Annotated in this window: 12 protein-coding genes; 5 read left to right on the forward strand and 7 right to left on the reverse strand. The window is 60.2% G+C overall.

Annotated elements, in window-relative coordinates; translation table 11 throughout:
- Window positions 1-40: 40 nt before the first annotated feature.
- Both ACKVY0_RS24760 and ACKVY0_RS24765 read right to left on the reverse strand, forming a co-directional pair.
- Window positions 41-1,501, reverse strand: coding sequence for a DUF1501 domain-containing protein (locus tag ACKVY0_RS24760; RefSeq protein WP_409217541.1), 1,461 nt, complete (start codon window positions 1,499-1,501; stop codon window positions 41-43).
- A gap of 300 nt (window positions 1,502-1,801) precedes the next feature.
- Entirely contained in the window at window positions 1,802-2,461 is a 660-nt protein-coding gene (locus ACKVY0_RS24765) for a Uma2 family endonuclease (RefSeq protein WP_409217542.1), read from the reverse strand.
- Between the two features lie 84 nt (window positions 2,462-2,545).
- Between ACKVY0_RS24765 and ACKVY0_RS24770 the strand changes: the two genes are divergently transcribed.
- Window positions 2,546-3,934, forward strand: a complete 1,389-nt coding sequence (locus ACKVY0_RS24770; protein WP_409217543.1) for a sulfatase — start codon at window positions 2,546-2,548, stop codon at window positions 3,932-3,934.
- 130 nt (window positions 3,935-4,064) lie between these two features.
- Here the strand turns inward: ACKVY0_RS24770 and ACKVY0_RS24775 are convergent, their stop codons facing one another.
- From ACKVY0_RS24775 to ACKVY0_RS24795, 5 genes are all read right to left on the reverse strand, one after another.
- Complete coding sequence (locus ACKVY0_RS24775) at window positions 4,065-4,802, reverse strand: hypothetical protein (protein ID WP_409217544.1); 738 nt, start codon at window positions 4,800-4,802, stop codon at window positions 4,065-4,067.
- A 333-nt stretch (window positions 4,803-5,135) separates the two neighbouring features.
- Window positions 5,136-5,864, reverse strand: coding sequence for a hypothetical protein (locus tag ACKVY0_RS24780; RefSeq protein WP_409217545.1), 729 nt, complete (start codon window positions 5,862-5,864; stop codon window positions 5,136-5,138).
- A 17-nt stretch (window positions 5,865-5,881) separates the two neighbouring features.
- Complete coding sequence (locus ACKVY0_RS24785) at window positions 5,882-6,607, reverse strand: prolipoprotein diacylglyceryl transferase (protein ID WP_409217546.1); 726 nt, start codon at window positions 6,605-6,607, stop codon at window positions 5,882-5,884.
- A complete protein-coding gene (locus tag ACKVY0_RS24790; protein WP_409217547.1) occupies window positions 6,604-7,947 on the reverse strand; it encodes a radical SAM protein in 1,344 nt (447 codons plus the stop codon). Before ACKVY0_RS24790 ends, ACKVY0_RS24785 begins: the two co-directional genes overlap by 4 nt.
- A complete protein-coding gene (locus ACKVY0_RS24795; RefSeq protein ID WP_409217548.1) occupies window positions 7,947-8,252 on the reverse strand; it encodes a hypothetical protein in 306 nt (101 codons plus the stop codon). The genes ACKVY0_RS24790 and ACKVY0_RS24795 overlap by 1 nt, the downstream gene beginning before the upstream one ends.
- 70 nt (window positions 8,253-8,322) lie before the next feature.
- Between ACKVY0_RS24795 and ACKVY0_RS24800 the strand changes: the two genes are divergently transcribed.
- The 4 genes from ACKVY0_RS24800 to ACKVY0_RS24815 all read left to right on the forward strand — a co-directional run bounded on the left by ACKVY0_RS24800 (window position 8,323) and on the right by ACKVY0_RS24815 (window position 12,250).
- Window positions 8,323-9,609: a sulfatase gene (locus tag ACKVY0_RS24800; RefSeq protein WP_409217549.1), complete on the forward strand. Its 1,287-nt coding sequence runs from the start codon at window positions 8,323-8,325 to the stop codon at window positions 9,607-9,609.
- A 107-nt stretch (window positions 9,610-9,716) separates the two neighbouring features.
- Window positions 9,717-10,088 carry a hypothetical protein gene (locus tag ACKVY0_RS24805; RefSeq protein ID WP_409217550.1) on the forward strand — a complete coding sequence of 124 codons (372 nt, stop codon included), beginning with the start codon at window positions 9,717-9,719 and terminating at the stop codon, window positions 10,086-10,088.
- Between the two features lie 30 nt (window positions 10,089-10,118).
- Entirely contained in the window at window positions 10,119-10,583 is a 465-nt protein-coding gene (locus tag ACKVY0_RS24810; RefSeq protein WP_409217551.1) for a hypothetical protein, read from the forward strand.
- Between the two features lie 932 nt (window positions 10,584-11,515).
- Complete coding sequence (locus tag ACKVY0_RS24815) at window positions 11,516-12,250, forward strand: hypothetical protein (RefSeq protein ID WP_409217552.1); 735 nt, start codon at window positions 11,516-11,518, stop codon at window positions 12,248-12,250.
- The last annotated feature ends 138 nt before the right edge of the window (window positions 12,251-12,388 follow it).

Genomic DNA, 12,388 nt, shown 5'->3' on the forward strand with positions numbered 1-12,388 from the left:
TGCGGAAGCGCACTTCCATCCTCTGGCGAGGATGGCTACTTTACGCTAGCACCGCCTTCACCGGATGGTGCTCTTCGACGCCGGTGAGCCGCTGATCGAGCCCCTGGAACTTGAAGCTGAACTTGCGGTGGTCGATGCCCATGAGGTGGAGGATCGTGGCGTTGAGGTCGTTGATGTGGACGGGGTCTTTGACGATGTTGTAACTGAAGTCGTCGGTCTCGCCGTGCTCCACGCCGCCTTTGACGCCGCCACCGGCCATCCACATGGTGAAATTGCGCGGATGATGATCGCGGCCGTAGTTGTCCTTCGTCAGCGTGCCTTGCGAATAGACCGTGCGCCCGAATTCGCCGCCCCAGACGACGAGCGTGTCCTGCAACAGGCCGCGTTGCTTCAAATCCATCACGAGCGCGGCGCAGGCCTGATCGGTGTCCTTGACCTGCGCGGCGAGGTTCTTGGGCAGGCCGCCGTGCTGGTCCCAGCCGCGATGCAGGATCTGCACCACGCGGGTGCCGCGCTCGATGAGCCGTCGGGCCATGATGGCGCTGTGGGTGAAGCTGCCGCTGCGATGCACGTCTTCGCCATACATCTCCAGAGTGGCCTTGCTCTCTTTGCTGAGGTCGGTCAGCTCCGGCACACTGGTCTGCATGCGGAAGGCCATTTCGTACTGGGCGATGCGTGTTTGGATTTCGGGATCGCCTGCACGTGCGTAATTGAGTTGGTTCAGCTTGTTGAGGCCATCGAGCATGGTGCGGCGGTCGGTGGCATCCACACCGGGCGGATTCTTCACGTAGAGCACGGGATCGCCTTGGCCGCGCAGCGCGACGCCGCTGTACTTGGTGGGCAGGAAGCCGCTGCTCCACATGCGGGTGAACAGCGCCTGGGCATTCCCGGTGGCGGGGAAGCTGGGCGTGAAGACGACGAAGGCGGGCAGATCGTTGCTTACGCTGCCGAGGCCATACGCGAGCCAGGAGCCGATGCTGGGCTTGCCGGGCACCTCGCTGCCGGTCATGACGAAGGTGCAGGCCGGATCGTGATTGATGGCGCTGGTGTTGACGCTTTTGATGACGGCGATCTCATCGACGATCTTGGCGGTGTGCGGCAGCAGCTCGCTCACAAAGCGTCCGCACTGGCCGTGCTGCTGAAATTTGAAGATGGACGGTGCCACCGGGAAGCGCGCCTGGCCGCTGGTCATGCCGGTGATGCGCTGGCCGTTGCGCACGCTGTCGGGCAGGTCTTTGTCAAAGTACTGCTGCAACTGCGGCTTGTAGTCCCACAGGTCGAGCTGTGAAGGAGCACCGTTCATGTGCAGGTAGATGACGCGCTTCGCCTTGGGTGCAAAATGTGGCAGTCCCGGCAGTGGTTGATGCACGGCAGTCGGGGCGGCATTCGCAAAGCGCGATCCCATCATGCTGGCGAGCGCAATGCTGCCCGCGCGCAGGCCGGTCTGGCCGAAGAACTGACGGCGGGTCTGAGCGAGACGGTATTCGAGGAGAGGGTCCATGGTGTGGAATTAACGTTATGGACTGGCGGGGGCTTGCGGTGACATGAGATGGAGGAATGGAGAATGGAAAACTGCCAATGGCAAGAGGGGGCCATTCAGGGACATGCGTGAGCGCTTTGGCCAGAGCTGGCGCGCTATACCCAACGTCACCATGATTGGTGAATCTTGACTGCGGAGTACTGGAGTCGTGGAGTGCTGGAATGCAGAACTCCATCACTCCATCACTCCATCACTCCATCACTCCATCACTCCATCACTCCAAAGGCCCGGGACTCCCAAATCTTGATGACGCGAGGTATATCAGCCTTCGATGCTCTGGCGGAACTTCAGGATGGCATCCATCCAGTCTTCAATGACGGCACATTCGGCGAGATGGCGGAGCGGGACGTCTGGCAGCAGCCGACTGGCTTCATGCGGGCCGGTGTAGTTGCCACGATCAAGCGTCCAGACTTCGAGCTGGCCTTTGCGCCAGAACCAGACTTCCGGCACGGCAAATCGCTGGTAGATTTCCAGCTTGGGCAGGCCGCCGCTGGTGAGATTGATCTCGAGCACCAGATCGGGCACGTCTTTGCGCTCATCAAAGGTCCAGGACTCATCTGGCTCGGCACCCGCCTCCTTGAGTTTCTTGATGGTGGCCTGGCCGCGTGGGTAAGCGTGGATGCGCTTGGCGATGAAGTATTGCGCCATCAAATCGGCCAGCCATTTCTTGAGTTCTTCGTGTTTCGATGAGGTGCTCATAATTTCAACCATGCCGTCGAGGAAATAGAGGCGCGGACTGGAGCGGTCATGGCCGAGCGCATCATCCAGCGCGAGATAGCCATCCCACGAGAAGCCGGAAAACATGAGCCGGTCCTCACCCGGGTCATCATGCGGCGCAGGATCATGCCAGCGCTGCTGGAGGGAGTGAAGCATGGACTCGCGCAGGCTGGGTTCGTTGATGAGGTCGAGCACGGTGGGCATGCGCCTAGCGTAACTCTCCGTCCATCGCTGGCAAGCCGCGATCCAGCGCAAAAAGCCGCACCTGCCGCACGTTCACACACTCCCATGATGCTCCGCTCTCTCATCGTCTGTCTGCTGCTGCTTTCATCTGCCAGCGCCGCGCCTGCCAAACCCAATTTCGTCTTCCTCCTCGTCGATGACCTGCGCTACAACGCGCTGGGCTGCATGGGCGACAAGATCGTGCAGACGCCGAACATTGACCGGCTGGCAAAGGAGGGCGTGCTGTTCAAGAACATGTTCGTCACCACCTCGATCTGCGCGGTGAGCCGGGCGACGTACCTCACCGGGCAATGGATGCGGCGGCATGGCATCGGTGATTTTGCCACGGGCATCACGGACGAGGCGTGGCAGAGTACCTATCCGGGGCAATTGCGTGCGGCGGGTTATCACACCGGCTTCATCGGCAAGTATGGTGTGGGCAATGCGAAGCTCACGACGGAGCGGGGAGCAAGCTTTGACTTCTGGCGCGGCGAACCGGGCCAAGCGGGCAGATTTTTCATCGAACCGAACGATCCCACGCGCACGCACAAGACCGCGAAGATGGGCAATGACGCACTGAGCTTTCTGACGACGGCGCCGCAGGACAAACCGTTCTCGCTGAGCATCAGTTTCAACGCCGTGCATGCCCGCGATCATGAAAAGCGCGAGTATGAGCCGGATCCGCGTGACGAAGGCCTCTACGATGGCATCGAGATTCCACTGCCCAAGCTGGCGACTGACGAAGCGTTCAAGCGTCTGCCCGAATTCGTGCAAAAGAGCGAAGGCCGCCGCCGCTGGGAGTGGCGCTTCGATGAGCCGCAGAAGGCGCAGGACATCCTGCATGACTACTACCGCCTCATCACCGGTGTGGATCGCGAGATTGGCCGTCTTTTGGCGACACTGGAGCAGCAGAAGCTGCTGGAGAACACGATCATCATCTTCACCGCCGACAACGGCTACGCGCTGGCCGATCGTGGCATGGCGGACAAATGGTATGCTTATGAAGAAGACATGCGCGTGCCGCTGATCATCCGCGATCCGCGTCTGCCACAAGAACGTCGCGGCATCAAAGTCGAGGCGATGGCGCTGAACGTCGATCTCGCGCCCACCATGCTCGATCTGGCCGGCATTCCAGCTCCCGCCGCCATGCAGGGCCGCAGTTTGAAGCCTGTGCTGGAAGGTTCGACGCCAAAAGACTGGCGCACCGAGTTTTTCTACGAGCACCACAGCGTCGCCGCCCGCATTCCGCCCAGCGAGGCCGTGCGCACGCAGCGCTGGAAATACATTCGCTGGATGGAGCCGAATCCGCTCGTCGAGGAACTCTACGATCTCGAAGCCGACCCGCTGGAGGAAAAGAACCTCATCGTTGATGCCCAACACGCCGGTATTCTCAAGGAACTGCGCGAGAAGTGGGCGAATTACCGCGAAAGCTTGAAGGGCACTCCCGGAAACTGAATTATTCCCGCAGATTCAGAAAACCCGCAGATTCGGACCCGAAGCATTCCATCTGTGGGTTTTCTGAATCTGCGGGAAAATATCTTCTGCATTGATCTGTGTGTGAGTTTTCGGGGGTGCCCTGAAATGATCAGTCGAAGACGGTGCCGCTGCATGAAACACTGCGTTTCACGAAATTCAGTTTCACGAGGGAGCCGTCTTTGGGGAATCTCAGGAACTGACGGCCGGAATGAACGCTGTAGGGCTGCTCCAGCAGCACTTCTTGAGAGGGGCCGCGAAAATGGATGTCTTGAGCCCGGGCGGTGAAGGTGCCGTCAGGCGTGATGACCGTCACCGTGGCACCGGTGGCACGGGCAAGCAGGACCGGGCCGTTTTTGCCAGATCGCGTGAAGCGGATGCTGTTGCCTTCGAGCAGCACAAACGGCGATTCGCACAGAACCAACTGCCTGCGCGGCTTCGTTGGCTCCATACCCATGGAATTCTGTGAGACCCAGGTGAACGGATCAACCCATGTCAGAGTGTAAGTCAGGCCATCAACGACGGCGGACGCGCCTTTGCCGACGAGAGTGCCGGGACGCGGCGCATTCCTGCCGCCGTTGGCCGCAGACAGTTCGGCCTCGGTGATGAGGGAGTTTCGCGGGATGGTCTGCCGCTGCATGACCGTGAGCTTTGGCCCCGGTTTGGCGGCCCATTGCTTGAGCTGTTTCGTGGGCAGGCGTGCCAGCGGTTCATCGCGTTTGGTGATGCTGTCATGCGCACCGTTCACCCCTGCGGCGGACCAGATGCCGACACACGGCGTGAGCCAGGGGAAGGAGAGCAGGCAGGCTGCGCTCACAAACAGCAAGCGCCGGAGTTTTTCCCGTTTCATGACGCCAGACTGCCGTTCTGGCCTGACGCGTGCAAGCGTGGATTTCGGATTCAAGACACGAACGTATCACCATCCGACATGGCGGCCCCTCACCCCAGCCCTCTCCCCGAAGTCGATCCTGGCACAAAGATGTTTTGAGGGCGGGGAGAGGGAGATCGTCGTTGAGCCGTATTGTCAGTATGTCGGAGCCAGAGCGCGTTTCTCCTCTCCCCGCCATGAGCATGAACTGCTCACCGACAAACTTCGGGGAGAGGCTGGGGGAGGGGACATGCTGACATTCGCGCCAGCTTTTCTTGGATGATCTGGATTACATCAGCACACATACGTGATGCCTCAGCGGAACAGCTTCTTCTCAATCACCGGCCCGTTGACGGTCACGCGTCGTTTCGCGAAGTCGAGTTTCATGATCGTGTCGGTTTTGGTGCCTTTGATGTGCTGTTGGCCGGATTGCACCGTCGGATCGCCTTCCAGGATCACTTCTGAGGAGCCGCTGCGGAAGTGAATGCGCTGGGCGATGCCGAAGAAGGTGCCGTCAGGCGTGATGACCGTCACCTTGCTGCGATTGGCGGCTCGGGCGATCTGAGGCCAGGGTTGGTCGTCCTGTTTGAGGTAGAGCAGTTCTTCGCCTTGCAGCAGCACAAAGGGAAATTCGTTGATTGCCAGTTGGCGGCGTTTGTCATCGATGGAGCCCAGTTTGTCTTCTTTGGTGGAGCCGCTGGCAATGGCCAGCAGCGTCGTGACAAATCCTACCAGATCTCCGGCCCTGCCGCGGATGCCAGAGCTGGGGCGTGGTGCTTTCCGGGCTTTGGCCAGTTCGTCGTCGCGAATGAACAGGCTGCTCGCAATGCTCTTGCTGGCCTGCACTTCCAGCAAGGGACCGGGTCGGGCGGCCCATTGCTTGAAACTGGGGTCCAGCAGGTGGTCCAGGGGATCGGAAGACAATGGACTCACCACCCGATGAAGGGCGTTTGAGGCAAGGGAGCCGACGTGCAGCTTGCACGAAGCCAGCGGAAGGATGGAGGTGAGGAGCACCGGCAACAAACGCCGGAGGTTTTCATTCATGGCTTCAGGCTGCCTTCTCACATCGCAGGTGCAAGCATGGATTTGCTGCGGCGATGCAGCATGATGAAGCCGAGTGCGGCCATGGCCAGCGCGATGAACTGATAGCCGCTGAGCCCGAGGAAAACCTTTGGCGTGTCACGCATGAACTCGTGGAAGAAGCGCAGCAGGCCGTAGGCGGTGAGGTAGAGGAAGAATAGCCGGTCGCGCAGCAGGCCGCGTCGTTGCAGCAGCAGAATCGTGATGAGCATGACGATCTGGAAGGCACCTTCGACGGCAGGAGCAGGCCAGCGCATGATGCCATTGATGTCGCGAGCGGCAAACACACCCGCGGTCGGTTTACCGAGGCAGCAGCCGTTCAAGTAGCAGCCGAAGCGGCCAAGCAGGATGCCGATGGGCACGATCACCGCGAAAGCATCGCCGGTGGAAGCTTTGTGGCCGACGAGGTGCTTGGTGCCTTCCACGCCCGCATAAGCGCCGAGCAAACCACCGAGCACGGACTTGCCTGTGGCCCAGCGCAGCCAGCGGTCAGGTTGATGCCATTCAAGCCAGCCTTCCGCGAGCAGGTAGGCGATCTTCGCTCCCGCGAAACCGCCGATGAGGGCACCGAGATAGATGAGCAGCAGGTCGCTTTGGCCTTTGGAGCGTCGATACCAAAACACCGCACCGATGAGAATGCCCGCTGCCATCAGCGCTGCATACGCGGCGTTGCCGGGAATGAGCTGATGCTGAGGCGCTGAGTTCACAAAGCTGCTTTTGTGTCGGGAAAGCCGGAGTAGTAGCGGCAGAAGGAGTCCAGCTTGCCATCGGGTCGAATGACATGCGTGCAGCAGCGGTCGATGCGGTCCTCGTCCCACGTCCACGCATCCATGAACGGCTTCACCATCAGGCGGAAGGCCATGCTGCGGGTCTGCTCCATCGTCTTGAGCAGTTCGCCGAGCGGTTCGTTCTCGCAGCCGCATTTAGCGAGGTCGGCGAGCGTGTAGTGGATCTTGTCTTGGAGGAAGCCTTGCAGCTTGGTGAAGTCGAGGAAGTCGCTGACGTGCCAGACCTGATCATCACGACGAATGAGATAGCCGATGGTGGCGCAGTTGGGGTCACCGCAGGGCAGGGGCGTGAAGTCTTCAAAGCGGAGCTGCTCCTTTGATTGTTCGACAGCGGCCAGGAGGATGTCAGCGGTGTTGAGTCGCTGCTTGGCGTTGGTCGCTTCATTGCGCCCACTCAAAAACTCCGGCTGGAAGGTCACACCGTGGATGTTGGCATCATCGAGACCGAAACGAATCGTCTGCCAGAGATGCGGCAGGTTGTCATGCGTCACCGTCATCGCCAGCGTGACGGGTATGTTTGCTGCGGCGAGGTTGGCGAGCGCCTTTTGCTTCACCTCGCGCAGATCGGCGCCGCGCAGTGCTGTGTGTCCGGCCACTTGCAAGCCATCGAACTGCAAATAGACCTGCAAGCCGCCGTTGCGGAAGATTTCACCGAGTTCTTGGCACAGCGCGGGTTCTTTGGCGAAGCGGACACCGTTGGTGTTGATCAGCAGGAAGTCGATCTGCTCGTGTTGCTTCGCCCAACGGCAAATGTCGGCCAGTTGCGGATGCAGCGTCGGTTCGCCGCCGGAAAGCTGCAATATCTCGATCTTGCCCTTGCGGGCGATCACGCCGTCCACACGAGCCTGTATTTCTGCCATCGGCACTGCATCCACCTTCGAACCGATGCCGATGGGCGAATCCGCGTAGCAGGTCGGGCAGGAGAGATTGCAGGAGTTGACGATTTCGATCAGCGCGAGGCAGGTGGAGAGCGTCTCGATGGGATTCGTGCCACGCCCTTCCGCATTGCGGCCCAGCGTGCCTGCGGTCTTGCCTTCCGCCGTGCAGCATGCGCCACCCGAGTAGCAGCGATTCTCCTCCTTGCCCTGCGCCAGCCAATAAAACCGCGCATCACTAGCGATGCAGGCGCTGAACTCGCCATGCGCGATGCAGCGCCGCTTCATGAAGACCTTGCCATCCACCTGCTCCACCGTGGCAGGGCATGGCGTGTGACATTGCGGGCAGCGTGAAGTGGTGCGCTTGAGGAGGGTGGCGCTCATCATTCGTTGGTGATGAGTACGAGGCAGCCGGCAAAAAAGGAAACCAGCATGAGCGCCCAGCCGCCGAAGATCAGGCCAACGACGAGACCGGCGGAGCGGCCTTTGCCAAGTTTGATGCTGGAGACGATGTGCAGGACTAAAGCACTGATGCCTCCCAGAGCCATGATCGTCTGTGGCAGGCTGTTATTCTCAGGCAGCAACGGCAGTACGGCCAGGGTGAGGCCAGGAATGACCGCCGTGGCGAGAATCCAGGCAAACCACAAGGAGCCTTTGGCTGGCAGGGGTGGAGGGGTGTTGGCATCCATAGGGTGTGATTCAACGCGCTTCCGATTCGCTGGCAAGATGCTTTCTCGCGCTGTCGTTGTTCTGCGCCTCATGATCCGCCGACTTTTCCTCTCCCTGCTGGCCCTGCCGTGCCTCGTTTCCGCCGCGGATGCGCCGCCGAACATTGTCATGATCATCTCGGATGACCATTTGTGGAGCGATTATGGCTTCATGGGAAACAAAGACATCCAGACACCGAATCTGGACAAGCTGGCGAGCGAGAGCCTGACGTTCCGCCGGGGTTATGTGACCAGCAGTCTGTGCTGCCCGAGTCTGGCGACGATGATCACGGGGCTGTATCCGCATCAGCACAAGGTGACGAGCAACGATCCGCCCCTCGTACTCGGAGCCGGAAAGAAGAAGGGTCAGGCCAAGGGGCCGGAGTTTGAGGCAGGACGCGAGGTGATGAGCCAGCACCTCGAAGACGCCGGCACGCTGCCAAAGATGCTGGTGCAGAAAGGCTACCTGAGCCTGCAAACCGGCAAGTGGTGGCAGAAGCACTACTCACGCGGCGGCTTCACCCACGGCATGACCGAAGGCGGCCGCCACGGCGACAAAGGCCTCGACATCGGCCGCAAGACGATGCAGCCGATCTATGATTTCATCGGCGAGGCGAAGCAGCAGCAGAAGCCATTCTTCGTCTGGTATGCGCCAATGATGCCGCATGATCCCCACACGCCGCCGCAGCGTTTGCTCGACAAATACAAGGACAAGGCCCCCAGCGAGCATGTGGCGAAGTATTGGGCCATGGTGGACTGGTTTGACGAGACCTGCGGCGCTCTGGTGAAGCACATTGATGACAATGGGATGAAGGAAAACACCATCTTCGTCTATGTCAGCGACAACGGTTGGATCACGAATCCCCAGACCGGCAAGTACGCGGCGAAGTCGAAGCAAAGCCAATACGACGGCGGCCTGCGCTCCCCCATCATGATTCGCTGGCCCGGCAAGGTGCAGCCGAAGATGTCTGACGAACTCGCCCAATCGATCGATCTCGCGCCAACACTGCTCAAAGCCGCCGGTCTGGAGCCGACCAAGGCCATGCCGGGCATCAATCTGCTCGATGATGCCGCTGTGAACGCTCGCAAGGCCATCTATGGCGAATGCTTCACTCACAACTTCGTCGATTTGAACGTCCCCGCTTCCAGCCTCAAATGGCGCTGGATGGTTGAGGGCACGACCAAGCTCATCGTGCCGCATAAAGCCAACCAACCGGACGATGTCGTCGAACTCTACGACCTGAAGGCCGATCCGACCGAGGAAAAGAATCTGGCGGCTGACAGCGCGGAGAAAGTGAAGGAATTGAGCGCGAAGCTGGATGCGTGGTGGCAGCCGTGACGCCCGGTTTATTCCGAAATGAGGTCTAGCGCTGGGGGCTTTGATCTCCATGGTCTATCTCGTCACCCAGGCCGCTTGGCCGTCGATATGCGCTGCTGGCAGACACCATGCCAGTCCATACCTGCCAACCCACCCAGAACCCGCGCATTCAGTCCGACAACGAATTCCTGCACGCTTTCAAGGATCAAGAGTTCGACCAGATTTATCCGGAGGACATTTCCAGGCTGTCCCCATGCCACTGGAGTCCGGTGGCGGTGTGCCAGATGGCCGCGCAGCTTCTCGTCGTGGCACCACGGCATTACGACGACTACACGCTGCACGTGCAGCAGCAGCTTGAGCGGGAGCCGATGGCCACGCGCGTGATCACCTGCTTCGGGAGCCGTGCCGAAGTTCCCGAACGCTACACCGGCGTGAAAACGGCCTGTGAAGGCATGTTGAAGCTGTGGGTGAAGACGCGCCCGAGCCTCAAAGACGACTGAATCTCCCAAATCAACCAACCACCCAAGAACATGACACCCATCGCCACCCAAATCGAAGACCTCGGCCAGCTCACGGAGCTGGACGCCAGCAAACGCCGCCTGACGTCAGGCACGTCCGAGTTCAAAAAACTCACCGTTGAATGCAATCATGTTCGCGAGCGCCTGCCCGCCGCCATTCTGCATCATTACGATCTCCGCATTTCCAAAGGTAAGAAGGGTGCGGCGAAGATGCGCAATAAAGTCTGCGGCGGATGTTTCATCTCCCTGCCCAGTGGCCAGCTCGCTGACATGCTCAGAGAGGACATGGCGGTGCAAATCTGCGGCAACTGCAGCATCTTCATTCTCCCAGGAGATGAGCCACTGCCAGTCGCAGAAACTCCCGAAGTCACCAAGAAGGCCGCAACCAAGGCCGCTCCGCGCAAACGCAAAGCCAAAGCCGCCGCTCCAGACGCGGAGACAGCAACGGATGAAGCGCCAGACACTGAACTCACCTGAAAACATCAGGCAGAGATCGCAATAGCTCAAGCCAACGCGCCAGACCGCGCCAACGGCGCGAAGAAACCCAGCCCAGGGCCAAGGAGCCTTGGCGACTGCCGCCCTGGGTCGGCGAGCAATGGATCTCATGGACCTCAGGTCGCGCTCTGAAAGAGCGCAGGAACGGCGGCGGCAGCTCTCCTGCGCTCTTGCAGAGCGCCATGACCTTTGATCTTGTTGGCCCCATGTTATCCCAGGGCTTTTTCGCCCTGGGCTGGAATCCTGCGGCCCTTCAGGCCGATGCTTTCACATTGAACTTCATGGTTGAGCCCCTTTTTTCGTGACAGACGGCACCCATATCGGGTATTTACACCGGTAATTATATGTCGGCCGCCTACCGCCAGCATCAGATTCGTCCCTCATCGCAGTCTCAAGCGACTACGGATGGCGGGATCGCCGTCCCGTGCGGGCAGCGCGAATCGCCCCGGATGGTGAACAGGCGTCAGCGTTCCACCAATAGCAGTCATCGGACCGCGAATCCCCGTCAGAGACGTGGGAATCGTTGTCATCGAAACGCGAATGGCCGCCATCGCAGTCCCAATCCCCGCCAGAGAACTGCGAACCAGCCTCCACGAACGGCGAATGGGAGCCAGACAAACGCGAATGACCGTCAGAGAAAAGGCAATGGCGGCCAGAGAAAGGTGAATGTGTGCCAGTTTGGCTCAAGTTACTTCCATTTCACCAAAAAAAGAGTCACTTGCAGCAATCTCCCCGTCTCTGTGCTTCTCGGTGATCTCTGTGGTGAACTCCATTTTCTACCACGGAGGACCCAGAGGGACACAGAGGGAGCGAACGCAGAGATTCGCTGATCCCGTTCAGAACCAGACGTTCCCACGAATCCATCCATCCAGTATCCAAGATCTAGCATCCAGCCTCCAACCCACCCAACCACCATGCCAGACGCACCCACACCCGCCCCAGAGCCAGCCAGCAACGGCAAAGCCAAACGTGCCAAAGCCGGCTTCATCAGCCAGAGCCTCGTCGATGCCATCGACCTCGCCGACGACTGCCATCTGGAGGCAGCCAAGCCCGAAGTCGCCGCCAAACTCGCTGAGCGTGACTGGTCCGCCGCCGACCAGACGAAGCTCGGCGAACACCTCGTGAAAGCGGATGATTTGCAAAACGACATCGCTGAAGCCCGTGCCGGGAAAGGCACCCGCACGCAGGAGGAGAGCGAGGCGCGTGAAAAACTCCTCACCGCCCTCGATCCCATCCTCAAAGGTGCCCGCCGCACCTTCGCCAGCGACGACGCCCAGCGTGCCGCCTTCGGCATCGGCCACAACCTCAGCAACGCCATCACTGGCGAAGTGCTGCGCCACGCCGAATACGCCCGTGACCAGCTTACCGGTACCCCGCCGAAAATCGTCCTCAAAGGCGTCATCGCCACCGAGATCACCGCCATCGCCACCCTGGCGGACAAGTACAAGAATGCCGACTGGGCCCAAGCCCAGGCCCAGCAAACCGCCAGCGCCCTCCTCCAAGACCTCCGCACCCTCGTCGAAACGAAAATCAACCCCGCCCGCCGCGAACTCCAACTCACCGCCGACATGGCCTACCCCCACCGCGTCGAAACTAACGCCGCGCAGCGGAAAGCCTTCGGCCTGCAGGTGGACCGCCCGCTGGCATAACCTTGGCGGTCTGGCAGCCCTAATGGCTTGCCAGACCGTTTCCCCCCAACCACAGCAACGCGCCACCTGCGGGCATTGCAGGAGTATCATCGGTAATTTTGAAAAGAAATTCGGAAAGCACTTCCAACACCTAAAACC

Source organism: Prosthecobacter sp. (assembly GCF_046154365.1).
Taxonomy (GTDB): Bacteria; Verrucomicrobiota; Verrucomicrobiia; order Verrucomicrobiales; family Verrucomicrobiaceae; genus Prosthecobacter.

Coding starts and splice junctions, on each gene's coding strand:
- ACKVY0_RS24800 (WP_409217549.1), top strand. CDS start 8,323: ATGATCCGCCGACTTTTCCTCTCCCTGCTGGCCCTGCCGTGCCTCGTT.
- ACKVY0_RS24805 (WP_409217550.1), top strand. CDS start 9,717: ATGCCAGTCCATACCTGCCAACCCACCCAGAACCCGCGCATTCAGTCC.
- ACKVY0_RS24780 (WP_409217545.1), bottom strand. CDS start 5,864: ATGAATGAAAACCTCCGGCGTTTGTTGCCGGTGCTCCTCACCTCCATC.
- ACKVY0_RS24775 (WP_409217544.1), bottom strand. CDS start 4,802: ATGAAACGGGAAAAACTCCGGCGCTTGCTGTTTGTGAGCGCAGCCTGC.
- ACKVY0_RS24760 (WP_409217541.1), bottom strand. CDS start 1,501: ATGGACCCTCTCCTCGAATACCGTCTCGCTCAGACCCGCCGTCAGTTC.
- ACKVY0_RS24790 (WP_409217547.1), bottom strand. CDS start 7,947: ATGAGCGCCACCCTCCTCAAGCGCACCACTTCACGCTGCCCGCAATGT.
- ACKVY0_RS24770 (WP_409217543.1), top strand. CDS start 2,546: ATGATGCTCCGCTCTCTCATCGTCTGTCTGCTGCTGCTTTCATCTGCC.
- ACKVY0_RS24810 (WP_409217551.1), top strand. CDS start 10,119: ATGACACCCATCGCCACCCAAATCGAAGACCTCGGCCAGCTCACGGAG.
- ACKVY0_RS24765 (WP_409217542.1), bottom strand. CDS start 2,461: ATGCCCACCGTGCTCGACCTCATCAACGAACCCAGCCTGCGCGAGTCC.
- ACKVY0_RS24815 (WP_409217552.1), top strand. CDS start 11,516: ATGCCAGACGCACCCACACCCGCCCCAGAGCCAGCCAGCAACGGCAAA.
- ACKVY0_RS24795 (WP_409217548.1), bottom strand. CDS start 8,252: ATGGATGCCAACACCCCTCCACCCCTGCCAGCCAAAGGCTCCTTGTGG.